Origin of the sequence: Pseudomonas benzenivorans, assembly GCF_033547155.1 — a bacterium.
Classification (GTDB): domain Bacteria; phylum Pseudomonadota; class Gammaproteobacteria; order Pseudomonadales; family Pseudomonadaceae; genus Aquipseudomonas; species Aquipseudomonas benzenivorans_B.
Genome location: NZ_CP137892.1, coordinates 3,332,534 through 3,356,891, shown reverse-complemented (window position 1 = coordinate 3,356,891; position 24,358 = coordinate 3,332,534). Strand labels below are relative to the sequence as shown.

General features: G+C 67.8%; 20 protein-coding genes. 11 read left to right on the top strand and 9 right to left on the bottom strand.

The features are described 5' to 3' along the window. Nucleotides 1-63: 63 nt before the first annotated feature. Nucleotides 64-978: a bifunctional methylenetetrahydrofolate dehydrogenase/methenyltetrahydrofolate cyclohydrolase FolD gene (folD, locus tag SBP02_RS15480; RefSeq protein WP_318643003.1), complete on the top strand. Its 915-nt coding sequence runs from the start codon at nt 64-66 to the stop codon at nt 976-978. Nucleotides 979-1,036: 58 nt separating this feature from the next. Here folD and SBP02_RS15475 read toward each other — a convergent pair whose 3' ends face one another. The 3 genes from SBP02_RS15475 to thiS form a co-directional block, all read right to left on the bottom strand. Next, entirely contained in the window at nt 1,037-2,170 is a 1,134-nt protein-coding gene (locus SBP02_RS15475; RefSeq protein ID WP_318643002.1) for an aminotransferase class V-fold PLP-dependent enzyme, read from the bottom strand. Between the two features lie 141 nt (nt 2,171-2,311). Next, nucleotides 2,312-3,109 carry a thiazole synthase gene (locus SBP02_RS15470; RefSeq protein ID WP_318643001.1) on the bottom strand — a complete coding sequence of 266 codons (798 nt, stop codon included), beginning with the start codon at nt 3,107-3,109 and terminating at the stop codon, nt 2,312-2,314. Between the two features lie 35 nt (nt 3,110-3,144). Beyond that, nucleotides 3,145-3,345 (bottom strand): sulfur carrier protein ThiS, encoded by a 201-nt coding sequence (gene thiS / locus SBP02_RS15465; RefSeq protein ID WP_318646354.1) that lies wholly within the window; start codon nt 3,343-3,345, stop codon nt 3,145-3,147. A 302-nt stretch (nt 3,346-3,647) separates the two neighbouring features. On the opposite strand from thiS, the gene SBP02_RS15460 reads away from it, so the two are divergent. Together SBP02_RS15460 and pdxR are read left to right on the top strand one after the other, a co-directional pair. Further along, the gene (locus SBP02_RS15460) at nt 3,648-5,036 is read left to right on the top strand and encodes an aminotransferase family protein (protein WP_318643000.1); all 1,389 of its coding nucleotides are present in this window, start codon (nt 3,648-3,650) and stop codon (nt 5,034-5,036) included. 216 nt (nt 5,037-5,252) lie between these two features. Continuing rightward, nucleotides 5,253-6,719: a MocR-like pyridoxine biosynthesis transcription factor PdxR gene (gene pdxR, locus SBP02_RS15455; RefSeq protein ID WP_318642999.1), complete on the top strand. Its 1,467-nt coding sequence runs from the start codon at nt 5,253-5,255 to the stop codon at nt 6,717-6,719. 22 nt (nt 6,720-6,741) lie between these two features. Here the strand turns inward: pdxR and SBP02_RS15450 are convergent, their stop codons facing one another. Beyond that, nucleotides 6,742-7,998, bottom strand: a complete 1,257-nt coding sequence (locus tag SBP02_RS15450; protein ID WP_318642998.1) for a mechanosensitive ion channel family protein — start codon at nt 7,996-7,998, stop codon at nt 6,742-6,744. 209 nt (nt 7,999-8,207) lie between these two features. Here SBP02_RS15450 and SBP02_RS15445 point away from each other — a divergent pair, with 209 nt between their 5' ends. Beyond that, complete coding sequence (locus SBP02_RS15445; RefSeq protein ID WP_318642997.1) at nt 8,208-8,624, top strand: DUF6491 family protein; 417 nt, start codon at nt 8,208-8,210, stop codon at nt 8,622-8,624. A gap of 29 nt (nt 8,625-8,653) precedes the next feature. Here SBP02_RS15445 and SBP02_RS15440 read toward each other — a convergent pair whose 3' ends face one another. Together SBP02_RS15440 and xseA are read right to left on the bottom strand one after the other, a co-directional pair. Beyond that, on the bottom strand, nt 8,654-9,475 hold the full coding sequence (locus tag SBP02_RS15440; RefSeq protein ID WP_318642996.1) for a peptidoglycan DD-metalloendopeptidase family protein: 822 nt from the start codon (nt 9,473-9,475) through the stop codon (nt 8,654-8,656). A gap of 52 nt (nt 9,476-9,527) precedes the next feature. Further along, nucleotides 9,528-10,907 carry an exodeoxyribonuclease VII large subunit gene (gene xseA / locus SBP02_RS15435; RefSeq protein WP_318642995.1) on the bottom strand — a complete coding sequence of 460 codons (1,380 nt, stop codon included), beginning with the start codon at nt 10,905-10,907 and terminating at the stop codon, nt 9,528-9,530. Between the two features lie 106 nt (nt 10,908-11,013). Between xseA and SBP02_RS15430 the strand changes: the two genes are divergently transcribed. The 5 genes from SBP02_RS15430 (at nt 11,014) to tadA (ending at nt 16,916) form a co-directional block, all read left to right on the top strand. After that, entirely contained in the window at nt 11,014-11,565 is a 552-nt protein-coding gene (locus SBP02_RS15430) for a sugar ABC transporter ATPase (RefSeq protein WP_318642994.1), read from the top strand. A 129-nt stretch (nt 11,566-11,694) separates the two neighbouring features. After that, nucleotides 11,695-13,164: an IMP dehydrogenase gene (gene guaB, locus SBP02_RS15425; protein WP_318642993.1), complete on the top strand. Its 1,470-nt coding sequence runs from the start codon at nt 11,695-11,697 to the stop codon at nt 13,162-13,164. Nucleotides 13,165-13,301: 137 nt separating this feature from the next. Then, nucleotides 13,302-14,882: a glutamine-hydrolyzing GMP synthase gene (gene guaA / locus SBP02_RS15420; RefSeq protein ID WP_318642992.1), complete on the top strand. Its 1,581-nt coding sequence runs from the start codon at nt 13,302-13,304 to the stop codon at nt 14,880-14,882. Between the two features lie 178 nt (nt 14,883-15,060). Further along, entirely contained in the window at nt 15,061-16,431 is a 1,371-nt protein-coding gene (locus SBP02_RS15415; protein WP_318642991.1) for a multicopper oxidase family protein, read from the top strand. Nucleotides 16,432-16,433: 2 nt separating this feature from the next. After that, entirely contained in the window at nt 16,434-16,916 is a 483-nt protein-coding gene (tadA, locus tag SBP02_RS15410; RefSeq protein ID WP_318646353.1) for a tRNA adenosine(34) deaminase TadA, read from the top strand. 3 nt (nt 16,917-16,919) lie between these two features. Here the strand turns inward: tadA and mltF are convergent, their stop codons facing one another. Next, nucleotides 16,920-18,380 carry a membrane-bound lytic murein transglycosylase MltF gene (mltF, locus tag SBP02_RS15405; RefSeq protein ID WP_318642990.1) on the bottom strand — a complete coding sequence of 487 codons (1,461 nt, stop codon included), beginning with the start codon at nt 18,378-18,380 and terminating at the stop codon, nt 16,920-16,922. Between the two features lie 167 nt (nt 18,381-18,547). On the opposite strand from mltF, the gene purL reads away from it, so the two are divergent. Together purL and SBP02_RS15395 are read left to right on the top strand one after the other, a co-directional pair. After that, entirely contained in the window at nt 18,548-22,444 is a 3,897-nt protein-coding gene (purL, locus tag SBP02_RS15400; protein ID WP_318642989.1) for a phosphoribosylformylglycinamidine synthase, read from the top strand. Between the two features lie 419 nt (nt 22,445-22,863). Then, on the top strand, nt 22,864-23,181 hold the full coding sequence (locus SBP02_RS15395; RefSeq protein WP_318642988.1) for a YqfO family protein: 318 nt from the start codon (nt 22,864-22,866) through the stop codon (nt 23,179-23,181). A 53-nt stretch (nt 23,182-23,234) separates the two neighbouring features. On the opposite strand, the gene SBP02_RS15390 is transcribed toward SBP02_RS15395, so the two are convergent. After that, nucleotides 23,235-23,738: a L,D-transpeptidase family protein gene (locus tag SBP02_RS15390; RefSeq protein ID WP_318646352.1), complete on the bottom strand. Its 504-nt coding sequence runs from the start codon at nt 23,736-23,738 to the stop codon at nt 23,235-23,237. Between the two features lie 17 nt (nt 23,739-23,755). Beyond that, nucleotides 23,756-24,313: an NUDIX hydrolase gene (locus SBP02_RS15385; RefSeq protein WP_318642987.1), complete on the bottom strand. Its 558-nt coding sequence runs from the start codon at nt 24,311-24,313 to the stop codon at nt 23,756-23,758. Nucleotides 24,314-24,358: the final 45 nt, after the last annotated feature.

Here is a 24,358-nt window from a genome sequence, read left to right as displayed (position 1 = left end):
CGCGTATCGCCCGGTATATCGGCCTGGCCGCCCCAGGTTTGCCAACAATGAGGACTAGCACCAATGACCAAGCTTGCAGAAGACTCCCGCCAGGACCAGCCTCGGGCCGCGCGGATCGACGGCAAAGCCTTCGCCGATAAACTGCGGGCCGAGGTGGCGGTCGATGCAAGCCGGTTTGCCCAGGAACATGGGCGTCAGCCGGGGCTGGCGGTGGTGCTGGTGGGCGATGATCCGGCCAGCCAGGTCTACGTGCGGACCAAGATGCGTCAGGCCGCCGAGGTGGGCATCGCGTCCTTTCCCCATCTGCTCGGGGCCGACGCCAGCGAGGCCGAGTTGCTGGCCCTGATCGACTCGTTGAACCGCGATGACCGGGTCGACGCCATCCTGGTGCAGCTGCCGCTACCGGCGTCGATCAACGAGAAGGTGGTGATCGAGGCGATCGATCCGGCCAAGGATGTCGACGGTTTTCACCCCTATAACGTCGGTCGCCTGAGTGGCGGCCGGGCGGCCCTGGTGCCCTGTACGCCGCTGGGTTGCCTGCTGCTGTTGCAGGACCGTCTCGGCGATCTGAGCGGGCTCAAGGCGGTGGTGGTCGGGCGTTCGAATATCGTCGGCAGGCCCATGGCGCAGCTGTTGCTGAATGCCGACTGCACGGTGACCACCGTGCATTCGCGCAGCCGCAACCTGGCCGAGGAGTGTCGCCAGGCCGATATTCTGGTGGTCGCGGTGGGGCGGCCCGGGATGATCGGGGCCGAGCACATCAAGCCGGGGGCCACGGTGCTGGATGTCGGCATCAACCGCATCGAGGCTGCCGAGGGCCAGGGGCAGTTGGTCGGAGATGTCGACTTCGCCGCGGCGTCCGCCGTCGCCGGCGCGCTGACGCCGGTGCCCGGCGGCATAGGCCCGATGACGGTCGCCTGTCTGCTGCGCAATACCCTCACCGCGGCCCGGCAGCGCGTTCAGCAGCCGCAGGGCTGAGGCCGCAGCGAATGGTGCCGCGGGGGGCGAGCCCGCGCGGCCTCGGCAGTTTTTCCGTTCACCCTCGCCCGATGTGCGCCAGCGCCTGTTCCAGGGTGTCGAGCGTACGCTGGATATTGTGCAGCTTGTCGAGGCCGAACAGGCCGATACGGAAGGTCTGGAAGTCGGCCGGCTCGTCGCACTGCAGGGGCACGCCGGCGGCGGTCTGCAGGCCTTGGGCGGCGAACTTCCTACCGCTCTTGATCTCGGCGTCGTCGGTGTAGCAGACCACCACGCCGGGGGCCTCGAAACCCGTGGCGGCGACGCTCTTGAAGCCCCTGGCACTCAGTAGCTGGCGCACCCGCTGGCCGAGTTGCAGCTGTTCCTCGCACACCTTGGCGAAGCCGTAGGCCTCGGCTTCCTGCATCGCGTCGCGGAAGCGCGCCAGGGCGTCGCAGGGCATGGTCGCGTGGTAGGCATGGCCGCCCTGCTCGTAGGCCTGCATGATCTGCAGCCACTTCTTCAGGTCGCAGGCGAAGCTGCTGCTCTGGGTGGCCTCGACCCTTGCCACGGCCCGTTCGCCGAGCATCACCAGGGCGCAGCAGGGCGAGGCGCTCCAACCCTTCTGCGGCGCGCTGAGCAGCACGTCGATGCCACAGGCCTGCATGTCCACCCAGAGGGTGCCGGAGGCGATGCAGTCGAGCACGAACAGGCCGCCGACGGCGTGCACGGCGTCGGCCACGGCGCGCAGGTAGTCGTCGGGCAGGAGCATGCCCGAGGCGGTCTCCACATGGGGGGCGAACACCAGCTGCGGCTTCTCCGCGCGGATGGTCGCCAGCACCTCCTCGAGGGGCGCCGGGGCGAAGGCGGCCTGGGGCCCGGTCTCGACCGGGCGGGCCTTGAGCACGGTGGTGGCGGCCGGAATGGCACCCATCTCGAGGATCTGGCTCCAGCGGTAGCTGAACCAGCCGTTGCGCAGCACCAGGCACTTCTGTCCCGTGGCCAGCTGGCGTGCCACCGCTTCCATGCCGAAGGTCCCGCTGCCCGGCACCACCGCCACGGCCTGGGCGTTATAGACCCGCTTGAGGGTGCGCGAGATGTCGTTCATCACCTGCTGGAAGGCCTGCGACATATGGTTGAGGGCGCGGTCGGTGTAGACCACCGAATACTCGATCAGGCCATCGGGATCGATACTGGGGAAGAGTTTCGACATGGGGGCCTCCTGTGGCGGGTTGTCCTTTGCTTCGACCCTGCCCCAAGCCTCGGCAAAGGGCAAGTCTGCGCGCAGCGGACCTTCAGTCGGTTTGCTGGGTTACGCCGCTGCGCGGCTAACCCAGCCTACGGGAGCGGCGGTTCACAGGAACAGACCGCCCAACGGCGAGGAGGCGTCGCCGCCGAGGCGCCGCGGCATGCGTCCGGCCAGGTAGGCCTCGCGCCCGGCCTCCACCGCCTTGCGCATCGCCTGGGCCATGCGCACCGGCTCGCGGGCGCGGGCGATGGCGGTGTTCATCAGCACCCCGGCGCAGCCCAGTTCCATGGCGATGGCGGCATCCGAGGCGGTGCCGACGCCGGCATCGACGATGATCGGCACCCTGGCGTTCTCGACTATCAGGCGGATGTTGTAGGGGTTGCGGATGCCCAGGCCGGAGCCGATCGGCGCGCCCAGGGGCATCACCGCCACGCAGCCAAGCTCCTCCAGACGCCGCGCCACCAGCGGGTCGTCGCTGGTGTAGACCATCACCTCGAAGCCCAGCTCGACCAGCTGGCGGGCGGCGACCAGGGTCTCGCCGATGTCCGGGTAGAGGGTCTGGGCGTCGCCGAGCACCTCCAGCTTCACCAGGTTGTGGCCGTCCAGCAGTTCGCGCGCCAGCAGGCAGGTGCGCACCGCATCCTTGGCCGTGTAGCAGCCGGCGGTATTGGGCAGCAGGGTATAGCGCTCGGGGGCGATGGCGTCGAGCAGGTTGGGCTGGTCGGCGTCCTGGCCGAGGTTGCTGCGGCGCACGGCGAAGGTGATGATCTGCGCCGCGCTGGCCTGAATCGCCGCGCGGGTCTCGTGCAGGTCGGCGTAGTGGCCGGTGCCGACCAGCAGGCGCGAGGCGAAGGCCTGGCCGGCAATGAGCAGCGGATCGGGTACTGGGGTCGCGTGGGTCATGGGGGAGCTCCGGGTCGGGTGGGGAGGGGCGCCGCTCAGCCGCCGCCGATGGCGTGGACGATCTCCAGGCGGTCGCCCTGTTGCAGGCGCACCGCGCCGTACTGGCTGCGGGGCACCACGTCCAGGTTGTGCTCGATGGCCAGGCGCCGGGCGTGCAGGTCCAGGTGCACCAGCAGTTGCGCCAGGCTGATGCCCTCCGGGAGCCGCTCGGTGGTCCCGTTGATCTGCACTTCAATCATCCGCCTCTCCTGGAATCGGGCTGCGTGGCTGTCGTGCCTGCATGGTTGGGGCATCGGGGGGCGCCCTTGAAGGGCCAGTCGCGGCCGCGGCACTGGTCCAGCCCCGTGCCGGGGCTGGCATCACGGCCGGGGGATAACTGGTTCTAACTGCGCCTGCGACTTGCTCTTAGTTTCGTCGGCAAGGGTGGCGGGGCGCGTGCCGCATCGCGAAGCGTGCTCGCCGCCGTCGACCTATCGGTGTCTGGAGTTCTTCTCCCGCCGGCGGCCCACAATAAAAATGCTCCAGTCAGGAGGTAAGCATGAACAGCACAGCTCACGAATTCGATGCAGCCGAGGCCTTGGCCAGCGACCGCGCCCACGTCTGGCACCACCTGTCCCAGCACAAGCCGCTGGAGCAGAACGACCCCCTGATGATCGTCAAGGGCCAGGGCATGCGGGTCTGGGACGCCAAGGGCAACGAATACCTGGACGCGGTGTCCGGCGCGGTGTGGACCGTCAACGTCGGCTACGGTCGCGAGAGCATCGCCGATGCGGTGCGCGAGCAGCTGGTGACCATGAACTACTTCGCCAACACCGCCGGCAACATCCCCGGCGCGCTGTTCGCCAAGAAGCTGATCGAGAAGATGCCGGGCATGAGCCGGGTCTACTACTCCAACTCCGGCTCCGAGGCCAACGAGAAGGCCTACAAGATCGTGCGGCAGATCGCCCACAAGAAGTACGGCGGCAAGAAGCACAAGATCCTGTTCCGCGAACGCGACTACCACGGCACCACCATCACCGCGCTGAGCTCCACCGGCCAGTTCGAGCGCAAGAACCAGTACGGCCCCTTCACCCCGGGCTTCGTCGAGTTTCCGCACTGCTGCGAATACCGCTCGCAGTTCGGCGAGGTCGCCGACTACGGCGTGCGCGCCGCCCTGGAAATGGAACGGGTGATCCTCGCCGAGGGGCCGGACAGCATCGGCGCCGTGGTGCTCGAGCCGATCACCGCCGGCGGTGGGGTGATCACCCCGCCGGCCGGCTACTGGGAAACCATCCAGGCGCTGTGCAAGAAGTACGACATCCTCCTGCACATCGACGAGGTGGTCTGCGGCCTGGGCCGCACCGGCAAGTGGTTCGGCTATCAGCACTACGGCATCCAGCCGGACATCGTCACCATGGCCAAGGGCGTGGCCAGCGGCTATGCGGCGATCTCCTGCACCGTGACCACCGAGGCGGTGTTCGAGGCGTTCAAGGGCGAGGCCGACGACCGCATGGGCTACTTCCGCGACATCAGCACCTTCGGCGGCTGCACCGCCGGCCCGGCGGCGGCGCTGGAGAACATGCGCATCATCGAGGAGGAGGGCCTGCTGGAGAACGTCACCCAGATGGGCGAGTACTTCCTGGCCCGCCTGCGCGAGCTGCAGGACAAGTACCAGGTGATCGGCGACGTGCGCGGCAAGGGCCTGTTCTGCGGCCTGGAGCTGGTCAAGGACCGCACCACCAAGGAGCCGGTGGCCGAGAGCCTGCCGATGGCCATCGCCGCCGACTGCATGCGCCAGGGGGTGATCATCGGTCGCACCAACCGCAGCTTCGAGCAGTACAACAACACCCTGTGCTTCAGCCCGGCGCTGATCGCCACCCAAGCCGATCTGGACCGCATCATCGCCGCGCTGGACGGCGCCTTCGGCCGCCTGGCAGCCAACCCCTAAGGCGGTCTGCCGGCGCATGGCTACCGGGCCACCCAGTCGCTGGGGGGGCCGGTTCTGCCGTATTTGCATTGTCGGGCGGCGCGCAGCGGATGGTCTTGCCGATGGCATGTTGCTAGGCTGCCCGGCAACCGCCGCACCTTGTGGCAGGGGCATTTCGAGGTCGCCGGCCAGGCGTTCGCTGGCCCGGCGCTTGTCGTACAGTCAGCCGAGGCCGTTATGTTCCAGTTGTTCCACCTGTCCGCCGACAAAGCCACCAGCCTGCAACAGCAACTGCGCGAGCAGATCGCCCAGGTCATCCTCAACGGCAACATTCCCCTCGACAGCCCGCTGCCGTCCAGTCGCAAGCTGGCCAAGCAACTGAACATCGCCCGCAACACCGTGGTTCTGGCCTATGAGCATCTGCTCGACGATGGCTACCTGTTGGCGCGCGAACGCAGCGGTTACTACGTCAATCCGGCCATCCTGGGGCGCAAGGTGGAGACCCCCAGCGCGGCCCGCGAAGAGCCTGCCGGCACCCGCCCCGACTGGGCGGGTCGCCTGGTGGTGCAGCCTTCCCGGCAGCGCAACATCAGCAAGCCGCGGGATTGGCAGAACTACCAGTACCCCTTCATCTACGGGCAGTTCGACCCGGCCCTGTTCCCCACCGCCAACTGGCGCGAGTGCTGCCGCGATGCGGTGAGCATTCCGGCGATCCGCGACTGGGCCTCGGACCATTTCGACGACGACGACCCGCTGCTGATGGAGCAGATCCGCACCCGCCTGCTGCCCCGGCGCGGGGTCTGGGCCTCGCCGGAGCAGATCCTGGTCACGGTCGGCGCCCAGCACGCGCTCTATATCCTGGCGCGCCTGCTGCTGCGCGGCGACAGCCTGATGGGCGTCGAGGAGCCCGGCTATATGGACATCCGCAACATCGCCACGCTCAACCCCTCGCGGTTGCAGCCCTTGGCGGTGGATGACCAGGGCCTGGTGCTCAGCGACGAGCTGAACCGCTGCGACCTGATCTACACCACCCCCAGTCATCAGTGTCCGACCACCGTGACCATGCCCCTGGAGCGTCGCTACGAACTGCTGCAGCGGGCCAATCAGCACGATTTCTTGATCATCGAGGACGACTACGAGAGCGAGACCAACATCAAGTCCAATCCGACCCCGGCGCTCAAGAGCCTGGATAAGAGCGACCGGGTGATCTACGTCGGCAGCCTGTCGAAGACCCTGGCCCCGGGCCTGCGTCTGGGCTATCTGGTCGGCCCCGAGCCGCTGATTCGCGAGGCGCGGGCGCTGCGCCGGCTGATGGTGCGCCACCCGGCGGCGAACAATCAGCGCTCGGTGGCGCTGTTCCTCGAGCGCGGTTACCACGACGCCCTGATCATGAGCCTGATGCGCGCCTACGAGGAGCGTCATCGGCAGATGGGCGAGGCCCTGCACGAATTCCTGCCGGCCTCCTCGCAGCAGCCGAGCTTCGGTGGCTCCTGCTACTGGGTCAAGGGCCCCGAGGGGCTGGATGCGCGGCGGCTGCAGAAGGAGGCGGCCGCCCGCGGCATCCTTATCGAGCCGGGCGACATCCACTTCTACGCCGACCCGCCGCCGCAGAACTACTTCCGTCTGGGCTACTCCTCGATCGCCAGCGAACGCATCCGCCCGGGCATCAAGCTGCTCGCCGAGCTGATTCAGCGCCTCTGCTGAGCTTCGTGCCGGCCAGTGTTCGTTAGGGCCGCGTCGCGGGTGCAGCGCTGCGTCCCAGCTCGCGCATGTCCGCCCCGCTGGGGTGCTGGAACACGCGCAGGCCGAACTCCGGCAGCAGCGCCAGCAGGTGGTCGAAGATGTCGGCCTGGATGCTTTCGTAGCGGCCCCAGGCTGTGGTGTTGGTGAAGCAGTAGAGCTGCAGCGGCAGGCCGTCGGCGGTCGGGCTGAGCTGGCGCACCAGCTGGGTCATCTGCTGGTGGATGTCGGGGTGCTGGCGCAGGTAGTGCTCGACGTAGGCGCGGAAGGTGCCGAGGTTGGTCAGGCGGCGGGTGTTGGCCGGCTCCTCGCCGGCCTCGGCCAGGGCGCTGTTCCAGCTGCGTAGCTCGCTCTGCTTGTGCTGCAGGTAGTCGCCGAGCAGGCGGAAACGCCCCAGACGCTCGATCTGCTCCGGCTCGAGGAAGGCGATGCTGGTCTGATCCAGGTACAGGTTGCGCATGATGCGTCGGCCGCCGCACTCCTGCATGCCGCGCCAGTTCTTGAACGGATCGGTGATGAAGCGCCGGGTCGGGATGGTCGAGATGGTCTTGTCCCAGTTCTGCACCTTGACCGTGTGCAGGGCGATGTCGATCACGTCGCCATCGGCGTTCAGCTGCGGCATCTCCACCCAGTCGCCGACGCGGATGATGTCGCTGGAGGTGATCTGCACGCTGGCCACCAGCGACAGCAGGGTGTCCTGGAAAATCAGCATGAGCACAGCGGCCATGGCGCCGAGGCCGGACAGCAGGATCAGCGGCGAGCGATCGATCAGGGTGGCGACCATGAGGATCGCCGCGACGGCGAACAGGGCGATCTTCAGCACCTGCAGGTAACCCTTGATCGGCCGTAGGTGGGCGTCGCGGCGCAGGTTGTAGAGCGTGTTGGCGATGTCCAGCAGGGTGCTCAAGGCCAGCGCAACGGTCAGCACGATGAAGGCGCTGCTGACGTTGACCACCACCGTGCCCACGGCATCGGGCAGGTGGGGTACCAGGCCGATACCGGCGGAGATGATCAGTGCCGGCACTATATTGGCCAGGCGCTTGATCAGTTCGTTGTCGAGGTGCTGGGCATTACGCCCCAGGGCGGTGGCGTCGATCAGGCGGCACAGGGCGCGCACCAGTATGCGCTTGACCAGCCAGTTACCCAGCCAGGCGCTCAGCAGCAACAGGCCCAGGCCGATCAGGCTGTACAGCTCGGGGTAACGTTCCAGCCACTCGAGGGCGGTGGCGTAGTGATCTGTCATGGCGGTCCTCGCGCGTTTCGTGGGCTGGTCGCGTATTTCTGGCGCCCCGAATCGGGAGTAGGCTAGTGCTTGTGAGGGCACCAAAAGGCGATGAGGGCGCACCTTAGCAAACCGACTGCCCATTTACCTGCGCGGTTTTCTTTCGTTGCGTGTCGGGACGCCGCCTCTGGTCGCTCGAACCCTTCGGCCGGTCGGTGAGGAGGAGCGCTATGCACACGCCATGGGGATTCGGCATGCTTCTCGGGGTTCTGCTGCTCACGGCGTGCGCCCAGCAGGCGCGGTGGGATGAGAGCCTGCCGCTGGAGCAGCGTCTGGCGCAGCTCGGCTGGCGCCAGGGCGACGCGGTCAAGTCCGTGTGGCGGGGCGATATCGACGGCTGGCAGTATCTCGACAAGCGCCATATGGTGCTCGGCACCGGGCCGGGCCGCTCCTATCTGGTCGAGTTCGCCTACCCCTGCCGTAACCTGAGCTTCAGCAGCACCATCGGCTACAGCACCACGGTCGGCGCCCTGACCACTCTGGACAGGATCGTGTCGATCGACTCCACGGGCACCCCGGCCTACTGCCTGATCGATGGGATCTACCGGCTGGAGAGGGTGCCGAGGGTCGAGGCGGGTGAGACCTGAGCGCGCGTCGAGGCCCTGCTCCTCTCGTTTTAGGGGTTGAAGGCGCCGATAAAGATCGCCGGGTCGATGCGCGCATCGTTGAGGCTGACATTCCAGTGCAAATGCGGCCCGGTGGCCCGGCCTGTGGCGCCGACCTTGCCCAGCACGGCGCCGCGGGGTAGTTCGTCGCCCAGCTTCACGTCGATGGCCGAGAGGTGGCAGAACATGCTGATCAGGCCCTGCCCGTGGTCGACGAACACCGTCTTGCCGTTGAAGAAATAGTCGCCGAGCAGGATCACCCGGCCGGCCGCCGGCGCCCTGACCGGGGTGCCGCGCGCGGCGGCGAAGTCCAGGCCCGAGTGCGGGTTGCGCTCCTCGCCGTTGAAGAAGCGGCGCAGGCCGAAGGGGCTGGACAGCGGCCCCTCCACCGGTCGGTCGAACAGCAGGTTGCTCGGCTGGCGCGGGCTGAACTGGCGGTAGGCGCGGGTCTGCTCGGCCAGCTCGCGCTCGATGCGCTTGAGGTTGGCCGGGTTGGGGGTGACCTGCTGCTGATTCTTCAGGGTGATGCGTTGCTCGGCATAGACACGGCCGCCGACCTGGAAGCTGTGCGTTCGGCCGTCCACCTCGATCTGCTGGCTGCCCGGGCGGACGCTCAGCGGCAGGCCGACGATGGCGATCCAGCGCTGGCCGTCCTCGTGGATCACCAGCAGCGGCTTGCCCTGGTAGGTGGCGCGTGGCGCCGCGACCGCCGGACCGAGATCGATCACGGCGACCCCGCCCGGCACGGGCTTGTTCAGCAGGCGGGTGATGAACCCCTCGGCCTGGGCGGGCAGGGCGAGCAGGAGGGCAATAAGGAGTGGGATGAGGCGCATGGTTCTTTCCCGAAGTAGGGGGGGGGGCTTTATCCGTCTACCGGCTCGAGCATCAATCCAGCAGCGACAGGGTCGCCGGCTGCACATGGTTGTCCTCGACCCGTACGTCCAGCTCGCCCTCGCCCAGGCGGGCCTTGAGGCGCTGGCCCGGGTGGGTGTCGACGGCCCGGCGGATGGCCCGGCCGTGTTCGTCGAGGAGGATGCTGTAGCCGCGGCCCAGGGTCGCCAGGGGGCTGACCACGTTGAGTGTCTGCACCTGGCTGTGCAGCTGCAGGCGGCGTTCCTTGAGCCCCTCGCGCATGGCCCGCGGCAGGCGCTCGGCGAGGCTGGCCAGGCGCTGGCGCAGCAGCTGCAAGGCGCGCTCCGGGTGCTGGCCGGCCAGGCGGGTGTGCAGGCGGGCCAGGCGCTCGCGGCGATCATTGAGGCGGCGCTCGAGCGCGCGCTGCAGGCGCATCTCCAGGTCGTCCAGGCGTTGCGCCTGCTGGCGCAGGCGCTCGCCGGGGTGGCGCATACGCCGGCGCAGGCCGTCCAGGCGCATGTGTTCGCGGGCCAGGCGGCCCTGGATGTACAGCTGCAGGCGGCGCTGCAGGCTGTTGAGGCGCTGCACCAGTTCGCTCGAGTCCGGGGCCAGCAGTTCGGCGGCGGCCGAGGGGGTCGGGGCGCGCACGTCGGCGACGAAGTCGCTGATCGATACGTCGGTCTCGTGGCCCACGGCGCTGACGATGGGCGTCTGGCTGGCGGCGATGGCGCGGGCCACGACCTCCTCGTTGAAGCACCAGAGGTCTTCCAGGGAGCCGCCGCCACGGGCCAGGATCAGCGCATCGAAGCCGGCGCGGTCGGCCAGCTGCAGGGCGCGGACGATCTGGCCGGTGGCCTCGCGGCCCTGCACGGCCGTGGGCACCAGGCACAGTTCGACCAGGGGCGCGCGGCGCCGGAATACACTGACGATGTCGCGAATCACCGCACCGGTGGGCGAGCTGACGATGCCGATGCGCCGCGGATGGGCGGGCAGGGCGCGCTTGCGTTCGGCGGCGAACAGGCCCTCGGCGGCCAGTTTCTCCTTGAGCGCCTCGAAGGCCAGGCGCAAGGCGCCGTCGCCGGCCGGCTCGAGCGCATCGACGATCAGCTGGTAGTCGCCGCGGCCCTCGAACAGCGAGACCCTGCCGCGCACCTTGACCGCCAGGCCGTCGCGCAGGGCCTGGCGTACCCGGGCGGCGTTCTGCCGGAACAGCGCGCAGCGCACCTGGGCCTGGCTGTCCTTGAGGGTGAAATAGAGGTGTCCGGAGGCCGGCTTGGCCAGGTTGGAAATCTCGCCCTCGACCCAGACGCTGGCGAACACGTCCTCCAGCAGTCGGCGGGCGCGGTTGTTGAGCTGGCTGACGCTGAGCACCTCGCGGTCGAGGCCCAGGCGCTGGAAGGGGTCTGTGATCATGGCCGGCATGATAAAGGCTTTGCCCGGCCGACCATAGGCCGCCGGCCTTGACCCCGCCGCCCTCGTCGGTAAGCTGCGCGGCTTTTCCTTCTGAGCGGGGCGGGGCATGGCCGAGCAGCAGAGCATTGTGGTGCCACGGATCTCCAGCTTTCCCGGGCACGAGGCGCGGGCCCGGGCGACGCTGCGCTGGCTGGTGCAGCAGGACGTGGTCGAGGAGCGCCTGAGCACCTGCGGCGGCCTGGGCAACCGCATGGCCCACGCCATCGCCCCCGGGGCGCGGTGGGTGGTCGAGCATCCGCAGCTGCTGCCCTTCGCCCGGCCGAGCAACGGCCTGGAGATCATCGGCAAGCGCTGCATCTACACCCCCACCCGGGATTTTCTCGAGGAGGCCGGCTGCCCCGAGTGCCGCCAGGAGGTCGGCGAGGCGCTGTTCGACAGCCTGGAGGCGTGGATGCCGGGGCACACCGACAACTTCGCATGCCCCGAGTGCGGCTTCGAGGACGACATCAACGGCTTCCTGTTCCTGCAGCCCTGCGCCTTCTCCAACCTGGGCTTCGTCTTCAACAACTGGGGGGCGGCGGGCTTTCGCCGGGACTTTCTCGACGAGTTCGCCGCGCGCCTGGGTTATCCGGTCTCGCTGGTACAGGTTGACTTGTGAGTCAGATTGGCGACGTTATCCGCCTGTCTCTCGACGAACCGCGTGGCTGAGCGATTCTTTGCATTGAGTGGGCGGGGGAGCCTGGGTATAATGGCGCGCTTCCAATTTTCCCGTCTGGGAGCCCCCGCCATGCTGCGTATCAGTCAAGAAGCCCTTACCTTCGACGACGTTCTACTTATTCCTGGTTATTCCGAAGTTCTGCCGAAGGATGTCAGCCTCAAGACTCGCCTGACCCGTGGCATCGAGCTGAATATCCCCCTGCTGTCCGCCGCCATGGACACCGTCACCGAGGCGCGCCTGGCCATCGCCATGGCCCAGGAAGGCGGCATCGGCATCATCCACAAGAACATGACCATCGAGCAGCAGGCTGCCGAGGTGCGCAAGGTCAAGAAGTTCGAGGCCGGCGTGGTCAAGGACCCGATCACCATCGAGGCCGACGCGACCGTTCGCGACCTGTTCGAACTGACCCGGCAGAACAACATCTCCGGCGTGCCGGTGCTGTCCAACGGCGACCTGGTCGGCATCGTCACCTCCCGCGACGTGCGCTTCGAGAACCGCCTGGACGCCCTGGTGCGCGAGGTGATGACGCCCAAGGAGCGCCTGGTCACGGTCAAGGAAGGCGCCGACAAGGAAACCGTGCGCGAGCTGCTGCACAAGCACCGCATCGAGAAGGTGCTGATCGTCGACGACGCCTTCGCCCTCAAGGGCATGATGACCGTCAAGGACATCGAGAAGGCCAAGGCCTATCCGCTGGCCAGCAAGGACGACCAGGGTCGCCTGCGCGTCGGCGCCGCGGTCGGCACCGGCGCCGACACCGGTGACCGGGTCGCCGCGCTGGCCGCCGCCGGCGTCGACGTGATCATCGTCGACACCGCCCACGGCCACTCCAAGGGCGTGATCGACCGCGTGCGTTGGGTCAAGCAGAACTTCCCCGAGGTCCAGGTGATCGGCGGCAACATCGCCACCGGCGACGCCGCCAAGGCCCTGGTCGAGGCCGGCGCCGACGGCGTCAAGGTCGGCATCGGCCCGGGTTCGATCTGCACCACGCGCATCGTCGCCGGTGTCGGTGTGCCGCAGATCAGTGCGGTGGCCAACGTCGCCGCGGCCCTGGCCGGCAGCGGCGTGCCGTTGGTCGCCGATGGCGGCATCCGTTTCTCCGGCGACCTGTCCAAGGCCATAGTCGCCGGGGCCTCGGCGGTGATGATCGGCTCCATGCTGGCCGGCACCGAAGAGGCACCGGGCGAGGTCGAGCTGTTCCAGGGCCGCTCCTACAAGGCCTACCGCGGCATGGGGTCGCTGGGCGCCATGGCTCAGGCCCAGGGCTCCTCGGACCGCTACTTCCAGGATTCCTCCGCCGGTGCCGAGAAGCTGGTGCCCGAGGGTATCGAGGGCCGCGTGCCCTACAAGGGCGCCATGGCGGCCATCGTCCACCAGCTGATGGGCGGCCTGCGCGCCTCCATGGGCTACACCGGCTGCGCCAGCATCGAAGAGATGCGCACCAAGCCGGAGTTCGTGCGCATCACCGGCGCCGGCATGGCCGAGTCCCATGTGCACGACGTGCAGATCACCAAGGAAGCCCCGAACTACCGGGTCGGTTGATTCGCTGTAGGGTGGATGACGGCTTGGCCTTATCCACCATCGCGCAGGTGGACAGGCGCGCCATGCGTCTTCCACCCTACGCACGGGGCTGGTTACCAGCCCCGTGTCATTTGTGAATTCCGCTACGAGAGACGGCCATGGCCCACCATGATATTCACGCCCACCGCATCCTGATCCTGGATTTCGGTTCCCAGTACACCCAGCTGATCGCCCGTCGCGTGCGCGAGATCGGCGTGTATTGCGAGTTGCACCCCTTCGACATGAGCGACGAGGACATCCGCGCCTTCGCCCCGCGCGGCATCATTCTCGCCGGCGGCCCGGAGTCGGTGCATGCGGCCGACAGCCCGCGGGCGCCGCAGGCGGTGTTCGACCTCGGCGTGCCGGTGCTGGGCATCTGCTACGGCATGCAGACCATGGCCGAGCAGCTGGGCGGCAAGGTGCAGGGTTCGGACCTGCGTGAGTTCGGCTACGCCCGCGTCGACGTGGTCGGCAAGGGTCGCCTGCTCGATGGCATCGAAGACCATGTGGACGACGACGGCGTGTTCGGCCTGGACGTGTGGATGAGCCACGGCGACAAGGTCACCGCCTTGCCGCAGGGCTTCCACATCCTGGCCAGCACCCCGAGCTGCCCGATCGCCGCGATGTCCGACGACGAGCGGCGCTACTACGGCGTGCAGTTCCACCCGGAAGTGACCCACACCAAGCAGGGCGGCCGCATCCTCTCGCGCTTCGCCCTGGAAATCTGCGGCTGCGAGGCGCTGTGGACGCCGTCGAACATCGTCGAGGACGCCATCGCCCAGGTGCGCGCTCAGGTCGGCAGCGCCAACGTGCTGCTGGGCCTGTCCGGCGGCGTCGACTCCTCGGTGGTTGCGGCGCTGCTGCACCGCGCCATCGGCGATCAACTGACCTGCGTATTCGTCGACAATGGCCTGCTGCGCCTGCACGAGGGCGAGCAGGTGATGGCCATGTTCGCCGAAAACATGGGGGTTAAGGTGATCCGCGCCAACGCCGAGGCGCAGTTCCTCGACAACCTGGCCGGCGAGGCCGACCCGGAGAAGAAGCGCAAGATCATCGGCCGCACCTTCATCGACGTGTTCGATGCCGAGGCCAGCAAGCTGCACGACATCAAGTTCCTCGCCCAGGGCACCATCTACCCGGACGTGATCGAGTCGGCCGGCGCCAAGACCGGCAAGGCCCACGTGATCAAGAGCCACCACAACGTCGGCGGCCTGCCCGAGGAGATGAACCTCAAACTGGTCGAGCCGCTGCGCGAGCTGTTCAAGGACGAGGTGCGCAAGATCGGCCTGGAGCTGGGCCTGCCCTACGACATGGTCTACCGTCACCCCTTCCCGGGGCCGGGCCTGGGCGTGCGCATCCTCGGCGAGGTGAAGAAGGAGTACGCCGACCTGCTGCGTCGCGCCGACCACATCTTCATCGAGGAGCTGCGCAACTTCGACTGGTACCACAAGACCAGCCAGGCCTTCGTGGTGTTCCAGCCGGTGAAATCGGTCGGCGTGGTCGGCGACGGCCGCCGTTACGCCTGGGTCGTGGCCCTGCGCGCGGTGGAAACCGTCGACTTCATGACCGCACGCTGGGCGCACCTGCCCTACGAGCTGCTGGAGAAGGTCTCCAACCGCATCATCAACGAGATCGAAGGCATCTCCCGCGTCACCTACGACGTGTCGAGCAAGCCGCCTGCCACCATCGAGTGGGAGTGATCTGAGCGACAAGGGCAGCCGAGGCTGCCCTTGTCGCATCTGCGCGTCGCTGCGGCATTCGGCCCCGCCCATGCGGGTCGCCGGCGCCGTCGTTTAAATGAGAAAATATTGCAATTGATGGCCCTGACCCGATCGGGGCGATGCTGTCCCGGCGTTCGTCCGGGTTAGGGAAGCGAATATGGCATTTAGCCGCAGACAGATTCTCGCCGGCCTGGCCGGCCTCGGCGTCGCAGGCCTCGGTGCTGGCGGCGTGCGTTACTGGTTGGGGCGACCACAGGTCCCGGCTGAATACGACTACGAGTTGATCGCCGCGCCGCTGGACGTGGAGCTGGTGCCGGGGCACCCGACCCCGGCCTGGGCCTACGGCGGCCAGGCGCCGGGGCTGGAGATTCGCGCCAAGCAGGGCGAATGGCTGCGGGTGCGCTTCATCAACCGCCTCAAGGTGCCGACCACCATCCATTGGCACGGCATCCGCTTGCCGCTGGAGATGGACGGTGTGCCCTATGTCTCGCAGTTGCCGGTGCTGCCGGGCGAATACTTCGACTACCGGTTCAGGACGCCGGACGCCGGCAGCTTCTGGTACCACCCGCATACCGACAGCAGCGAACAGCTGGGGCGCGGCCTGGTCGGTCCGTTGATCGTCGAGGAGCGCGAGCCGAGCGGCTTCGCTCACGAGCGTACGCTCAGCCTGAAGAGCTGGCATGTCGACGGCCAGGGGGCCTTCACCGCCTTCAGCGTGCCGCGGGAGGCGGCGCGCGGCGGTACGCCGGGCACCCTGAGCACGGTCAATGGCGTGCACGTGCCGACCCTGGAGCTGCCGGCCGGGCAGGTGGTGCGCCTGCGTCTGATCAACCTGGACAATACCCTGACCTATCGCCTCAACCTGCCGGGCGCCGAGGCGCGTATCTATGCCCTGGATGGCAATCCGGTGACGCCGCGGCCGCTGGGGAAAGGTTACTGGCTGGGGCCGGGGATGCGTATCGAGCTGGGGCTCAAGGTGCCGGCGGCGGGCGCCGAGCTGTCCCTGCGCAACGGTCCGCTGCGCCTGGCCACCTTGCGTGCGGTGGCCTCTGCCGAGGCGCCGGGCGACTGGCCGCCGGCCCTGCCGGCCAATCCCATCGCCGAACCGGACCTGGCCGCCGCCGAAACCCTGCGCTTCAACTTCGAGTGGGTCGGCGCGGTGTCGGTGGGGGTGGAGCGGGGCGCCGCGCCCAGCTTCTGGCAGATCAACGGCCAGGCCTGGGACATCAACGACAAGACCTGTGCCGATCGGCCCATTGCCCGGCTGCAGCTGGGCAAGAGCTATGTCTTCGAGTTGCGCAACATGACCCAGTACCAGCACCCGATCCACCTGCACGGCATGACCTTCAAGGTGCTCGCCTCCAATCGCAAGCGCATCGAGCCCTACTACACGGACACCTACCTGCTGGGCAAGAACGAGCGGGCGCGCATCGCCCTGGTCGCCGATAATCCGGGGGTGTGGATGTTCCACTGCCATGTCATCGACCATATGGAAACCGGCCTGATGGCCTCCATCGAGGTGGCTTGAGCGTGCGTCAGCCCAGGATCATCGATCGCTCGCGCGACGAGCACTTCATGCGTCAGGCCCTGGCCGAGGCGGCTGCCGGCGCCGCCTTGGGCGAGGTGCCGGTGGGCGCCGTGCTGGTGCAGGATGGCGTCGTCATCGGTCGCGGCTTCAATTGCCCGATCTCCACCCATGATCCCAGCGCCCATGCCGAGATGGTGGCCATCCGGGCTGCGGCCAAGGCCGTCGGCAACTACCGTCTGCCCGGCAGCGCCCTGTATGTGACCCTGGAGCCGTGCAGCATGTGCGCCGGGCTGATCGTCCATGGGCGGATCGAGCGGGTGGTGTACGGCGCCACCGAGCCCAAGGCCGGAGTGGCGCTCAGCCGCGGCGAGTTCTTCAGTCAGGGGTTCCTCAACCACCGGGTGCTGATCGAGGGTGGGGTGCTGGCACAGGAGTGCAGCGAGATGCTCAGCGCCTTCTTCAGGGCGCGCAGAGGGGCCCGTTAGGCCTCAGAGCGGCGGCAGTTGCTCGCGCGGCGGGTTCTTGTTGACGCCCGGTACGTGCAGGCTGGATTCGGCCACCTGGGGGCCTTCCAGTTGCGGCTGCGTGACCCAGGTGAGGATGTCGTAGTAGCGGCGGATGTTGCGCACGAAGTGCACCGGCTCGCCGCCACGGGCATAGCCGTAGCGGGTCTTGCTGTACCACTGCTTCTGCGCCAGGCGCGGCAGGATCTTCTGCACGTCCAGCCACTTGTTGGGGTCCAGGCCCTCGGCCTCGGTGAGCTTGCGCGCGTCCTCCAGGTGGCCGGCGCCGACGTTGTAGGCGGCCAGGGCGAACCAGGTGCGATCCGGCTCGGCTATGCCGGCCGGCAGCTGCTCCTTCACCCGGACGATGTACTTGGCGCCGCCGTCGATGCTCTGCTTGGGGTCGAGGCGATTGGATACGCCCATGGCCTGGGCGGTGCGTAGCGTCAGCATCATCAGGCCGCGTACGCCGGTCTTGGAGGTGGCGGTCGGCTGCCACAGGGATTCCTGGTAGCCCATGGCGGCCAGCAGGCGCCAGTCCACCCCCTGGGCCCGGGCGGCCTCGCGGAAGTGCTTCTCGTAGAGGGGCAGGCGCTGCTGCAGGTGCTTGGCGAAGGTGTAGGCCCCCACGTAGCCGAGGACGTCGACATGGCCGTAGTAGCGCTCGGTCAGGCGCTTGAGGCTGCCGTTCTGCTGGGCGCGGGCGAGAAAGGCATCGACCGCCTCGAGCAGGCTGCGGTCCTCGCCGGGGGCGACGGCCCAGCCCAGGCCCTGGGTGTCGCCGAAATCGAAGGCCACGCGCACGTTGGGGAAATACACCTGGTTCATCGCCAGTTCGTTGGAGTCCACCAGGGTCAGGTCGATCTGCCCTTCGTCGACCATGCGCAGCAAGTCGACCACCTCCACCTCGGCGGACTCCTCGTACTTCAACTCGGGGAGTTCGATCTTGAGTGCCGCCAACTGCTCGGCGTGGCTGCTGCCCTTGAGCACCAGAATGCGTTTGCCGAGCAGGTCCTGGGGGCGGGTCGGGCGCAGTTGGCCGTTGCGGTAGACGACCTGCGGGGTGACTTGCAGGTAAGGCTGGGAAAAGCGGGCGATCTGCCGCCGTCCGTCGCTTGCCACCAGGCTGGCGGCGGCCAGCACCGGGCCCTTGGCCTCGCCGAGGCGGGCGAACAGCTGGTCGAGGTTGTCGGCGGTCTCGATCTGCAGCTCGACGCCCAGGTCGGCGGCCAGGCGCTTGACCAGCTCGTATTCGAAGCCGGTCTCGCCGTTGCGGTCCTGGAAGTAGGTGGCCGGGCTGTTGCGGGTGATCACGCGCAGCACACCCTCCGCCTGGACGCGCTCGAGGGTGCTGGGTTCTTCGACACAGCCGCCGAGCAGCAGGAGGATTCCGATCGCTGACAGCCAGCGGGCGCAGCGGGAGCGGAACGCAGATTGGGCAAACATTAGCGCAGTATACGCAAAGCATCCTGTGCGCCATATCTCGACAGCATCGGCCTTCTCTGCTAGCACGCCGGGCGCCGTACGGACTGCGCTACGGGTGCCGCCGTGCGCCGCTTTAGGCTAGAATGCACGGCCTCAAAGTACACCCCCTTCCCAGAGGCTGTCCCCCGATGCTGATCCTGCGCGGCGCTCCCGCCCTTTCTGCTTTCCGCCACGGTAAATTGCTCGAGCAACTGACCGGCAAAGTACCCGCTGTGACCGGACTGTACGCCGAGTTCGCGCATTTTGCCGACGTCTCCGGTGTGCTCGATGCCGACGAAGAGCGGGTGCTGGCCCGTCTGCTGAAATACGGCCCGAGCGTGCCGGTGCAGGAGCCCAGCGGCCAGCTGTTCCTGACCATCCCGCGTTTCGGCACCATCTCGCCCTGGTCGAGCAAGGCCAGCGACATCGCCCACAACTGCGGTCTGGCGAAGATCCAGCGCCTGGAACGCGGCATCGCCTACTACGTGACCGGCGAGCTGAGCGCCGCCGAGTCCGAGCAGGTCGCCGCCCTGTTGCACGACCGCATGACCCAGCTGGTGCTGGACAACCTGGAAGGCGCCGCGGCGCTGTTCAGCCATGCCGCACCCAAGCCGCTGACCGCGGTGGACGTGCTCGGCGGTGGCCGCGCCGCCCTCGAGCAGGCCAACGTCGAACTGGGCCTGGCCCTGGCCGAGGACGAGATCGACTACCTGGTGCAGAGCTTCAAGGATCTGGGGCGCAACCCCCATGACATCGAGCTGATGATGTTCGCCCAGGCCAACTCCGAGCACTGCCGGCACAAGATCTTCAACGCCAGCTGGGATATCGACGGTCAAGCCCAGGAGAAATCCCTGTTCGGCATGATCAAGAACACCTACCAGATGCACAGCGAGGGCGTGCTGTCGGCCTACAAGGACAACGCCGCGGTGATAGTCGGGCACAAGGCCGGGCGCTTCTTCCCCAACGGCGAGACCCGCCAGTACGGCGCAGTCGAGGAGCCGGTGCACATCCTGATGAAGGTGGAGACGCACAACCACCCGACTGCCATCGCCCCCTTCCCGGGGGCCTCCACCGGCTCCGGCGGCGAGATCCGCGACGAGGGTGCCACCGGCCGCGGCGCCAAGCCCAAGGCCGGCCTGACCGGCTTCACCGTGTCCAACCTGCAGATCCCCGGCTTCGAACAGCCCTGGGAAGTGCCCTACGGCAAGCCCGAGCGCATCGTCACCGCGCTGGACATCATGATCGAGGGCCCACTCGGCGGCGCCGCGTTCAACAACGAATTCGGCCGCCCGGCGCTGACCGGCTATTTCCGCACCTTCGAACAGGCGATCGCCACGCCGCGCGGCGAAGAGGTACGTGGCTACCACAAGCCGATCATGCTCGCCGGCGGCATGGGCAATATTCGCGGCGAACACGTGCAGAAGGGCGAGATCAGCGTCGGCGCCAAGCTGATCGTGCTCGGCGGCCCGGCCATGCTGATCGGCCTGGGCGGCGGCGCCGCCTCGTCGATGGCCACCGGCACCAGCTCGGCCGACCTCGACTTCGCCTCGGTGCAGCGCGAGAACCCGGAGATGGAGCGCCGTTGCCAGGAGGTGATCGACCGCTGCTGGCAGCTCGGCGAGCAGAACCCCATCGCCTTCATCCACGACGTCGGCGCCGGCGGCCTGTCCAACGCCTTCCCCGAGTTGGTCAACGACGGCGGTCGCGGCGGCCGCTTCGAGCTGCGCAACGTGCCCAACGACGAGCCGGGCATGGCGCCGCTGGAAATCTGGTGCAACGAGTCCCAGGAGCGCTACGTGCTGGCGGTCGACGCCGCCGACTTCGAGCGGTTCAAGGCCATCTGCGAGCGCGAGCGCTGCCCCTTCGCGGTGGTCGGCGAGGCCACCGAGGAGCCGCACCTGACCGTCGCCGACAGCCATTTCGGCAACAACGCGGTGGACATGCCGCTCAACGTGCTGCTCGGCAAGGCGCCGCGCATGCACCGTTCGGCCGACCGCGAGGCCGAGCTGGGCGACGACTTCGACGCCGGCAGCCTGGACCTCGAGGACGCCGTCAGCCGCGTGCTGCACCACCCGGCGGTGGCCAGCAAGAGCTTCCTGATCACCATCGGCGACCGCACCATCACCGGCCTGGTGGCCCGCGACCAGATGGTCGGGCCCTGGCAGGTGCCGGTGGCCGATTGCGCCGTCACCGCCACCAGCTTCGACGTCTACACCGGCGAAGCCATGGCCATGGGCGAGCGTACCCCGCTGGCCCTGCTCGACGCCCCGGCCTCCGGGCGCATGGCGATCGGCGAGACCCTGACCAACCTGGCGGCCTCGCGCATCGAGAAGATTTCCGACATCAAGCTGTCGGCCAACTGGATGGCCGCCGCCGGCCACCCGGGCGAGGATGCGCGCCTGTACGACACGGTCAAGGCCGTCGGCATGGAGCTGTGCCCGGAGCTGGGCATCACCATTCCGGTGGGCAAGGACTCGATGTCGATGAAGACCCGCTGGCAGGACGCGGGCGAGGACAAGAGCGTCACCGCGCCGTTGTCGCTGATCGTCACCGGCTTCGCCCCGGTTAGCGACATCCGCCAGACCCTGACCCCGCAGCTGCGCATGGACAAGGGCGAGACCGACCTGATCCTGATCGACCTGGGCCGCGGGCAGAACCGCATGGGCGCCTCGATCCTCGCCCAGGTGCACGGCCGGATCGGCCGCCAGGCCCCGGACGTCGACGATGCCGAGGACCTCAAGGCGTTCTTCGCGGTGATCCAGGGCTTGAATGCCGACGGCCACCTGCTGGCCTATCACGACCGTTCTGACGGTGGCCTGCTGGTCACCGCGCTGGAGATGGCCTTCGCCGGCCACTGCGGCCTCAACCTGCAGCTCGACGCCCTGGCCGATGGTCGCGAGGAACTGGCCGCGGTGCTGTTCAACGAGGAGCTGGGTGCGCTGATCCAGGTGCGCCAGGACGCCACGCCGGACGTGCTGGCACAGTTCAGCGCCGCCGGCCTGGGTGACTGCGTGGCGGTGATCGGCCAGCCGGTCAACAACGCCGAGGTGATCATCGGCTTCGCCGGGCAGACGGTGTTCGCCGGCGAGCGTCGCCTGCTGCAGCGCCAGTGGTCCGAGACCAGCTACCAGATCCAGCGTCTGCGCGACAACGCCCAGTGCGCCGATCAGGAGTTCGACGCCCTGCTCGAAGAGGACAACCCGGGCCTGAGCGTCAAGCTCGGCTACGACGTCAACGAGGACATCGCCGCGCCCTATATCAAGAAGGGCGTGCGGCCGCAGATCGCCGTGCTGCGCGAGCAGGGCGTCAACGGTCAGGTGGAGATGGCCGCGGCCTTCGATCGCGCCGGCTTCAACGCCATCGACGTGCACATGAGCGATATCCTCGCCGGTCGCGTCGACCTCGAAGCCTTCAAGGGCCTGGTCGCCTGCGGCGGCTTCTCCTATGGCGACGTGCTCGGCGCCGGCGAGGGCTGGGCCAAGTCGATCCTGTTCAACAGCCGCGCCCGCGATGCCTTCCAGGGCTTCTTCGCGCGCAGCGACAGTTTCGCCCTGGGCGTGTGCAACGGCTGTCAGATGCTGTCGAACCTGCACGAGCTGATCCCCGGCAGCGAGTTCTGGCCGCACTTCGTGCGCAACCGTTCCGAGCAGTTCGAGGCCCGTGTGGCCATGGTCCAGGTGCAGGAGTCGGCGTCGATCTTCTTGCGTGGCATGGCCGGTTCGCGCATGCCGATCGCCATCGCCCACGGCGAGGGCCATGCCGAGTTCGAGAGCGAGGAGGCGCTGCTGGAGGCCGACCTGTCCGGCTGCGTGGCCATGCGCTTCGTCGACAGCCACGGCAAGGTCACCGAGACCTACCCGGCCAACCCCAACGGTTCGCCGCGCGGGATCACCGGCCTGACCAGCCGCGACGGTCGGGTGACCATCATGATGCCGCACCCGGAGCGGGTGTTCCGCGCCGTGCAGAACTCCTGGCGCCCGGACGACTGGCAGGAAGATGCCGGCTGGCTACGCATGTTCCGCAACGCCCGGGTCTGGGTGGACTGAGGCTGAAGGCGCGGACCCATGCCCGGTGAGTCCGCGCCGCTGTACCCGAGGTGCGCCGGGTCGAGTCCGGCGATACCTTGCTGCTGTGCCGCTGCGGGCGTTCGTCCGCGCTTCCCGACTGTCCCTCCGACTGTGCCGAAGGCTTGTGGCTCGAGCCTCTGCGCGAGCGGCTCCTGCTGCTGTGCCGCTGCGGCCTGTCGAGGTGCCTGCCTTATTGCGACGGCAGCTACAGTCCGTCGGCCAGTGGTCGGCACGCTGGCGGCGCTTCTGGCGTGGCGACTAGGCTGAACGTCTGTGCAGGTCGTCAGTCAAAGCATCGAGTTGTGATGCACGCCGTGGATTACGATTAAGGCAAAGTGCCACCATTCTGCGGTGTCCTGTTCGGCTATTCTCGATTTGCCCCAGTCGCGGAGATCTCGATGTACAAGCTGTGTTTCTATGTCCCGGAAAGCCATCTGCATGAGGTGAAGCAGGCGGTGTTCGCCGCAGGCGCCGGACGCATCGGTCAATATGACAGCTGCTGCTGGCAGGTGCTCGGCCAGGGCCAGTTCCGCCCGCTACAGGGCAGTCAGCCTTACCTCGGTCAGGTCGGCGAAGTGGAGCAGGTGACGGAATGGAAGGTCGAGTTGGTGGTCGCCGACGAGTCGATCCACCAGGCGGTCAAGGCCCTGAAACAGGCTCACCCCTACGAGACCCCGGCGTTCGAGGTATGGCGCCTGTCCGATCTGCAGTTCTAGTCGCACCGTGCAGAAAGAAGGCGCCGTTGGGCGCCTTATTTCTATTCGTGCGATCAGGGGCGAATCTCGATCAGCGTGCCGTCCTTGACCAGCTCCCACACCTCGCGCATGTCGCTGTTCTTCATGGCGATGCAGCCCTCGGTCCAGTCCAGGGTGTGGAAGAACCATTCCGGATATTCCTCGTCCAGCGGCGTGCCGTGGATCATGATCATGCCGCCGGCCGATACGCCCTGGTCGCGGGCCTTGGCCAGGTCGCGGGCGTTGGGGTAGGAGATGTGCAGGGACAGCTGGTACTTCTCGCTGGTCTTGCGCCAATCGATCCAGTAGAGCCCCTCCGGGGTGCGCAGGTCGCCCTCGCGCTGCTTGGCGCCGCTGGGCTGCTTGCCGAGGGAGATGCGGTAGGACTTGAGCGGCTGGCCGCGACTGAGCAGCTGCAGCTGGCGCTCGGACTTGAGCACCAGCACCTTGTCCACGCTGGGGCCGCTCAGAGTGGTCGTGGTGCTGGCCTGGGCAGTCAGGTTCAGGGACAGGCAGAGCAGGGCGAGCAGCCAGCGCATGGGGGTGATATCCGCGGTCAAAGGGGTTTCCTGAAGTGCGCGCGCAAGGCCTCCAGAGGCTCGTTGCGAACCGGGTAGACATGCTCCCGGCGGTCGGCGAAGAAGCATTCTAGGGTACGGGCCACGGTCGGGAAAGCCAGCGCTGACCAAGGGATCTCGTTCTCATCGAACAGCTGTACTTCCAGGCTTTCCTCGCCCGCGGCGAAGTCCAGGTCCACCAGTTCGGCGCGAAAGAACAGGTACACCTGATTGATGTGCGGCAGGTCGAACAGGGTGTAGAGGTTCAGGTCGCGGACCCGGGCGCAGGCCTCTTCCTCGGTTTCCCGCGCTGCCGCCTGCTCGAGGGTCTCGCCGTTCTCCATGAAGCCGGCGGGCAGGGTCCAGTAGCCGCGACGCGGTTCGATGGCGCGGCGGCACAGCAGCACCTGTTCGCCCCACACCGGCAGGCAGCCGGCGACGATGCGCGGGTTCTGGTAGTGGATGGTGTGGCAGTGACCGCAGACATAGCGCGGGCGATTGTCGCCGGCGGGGACGCGCTGGGTGACCGGGCTGCCGCACTGGCTGCAGAACTTCATGCCGAATCCTCCGGGCTCATTATCTATCTTGGCGCGCGTCGGGGG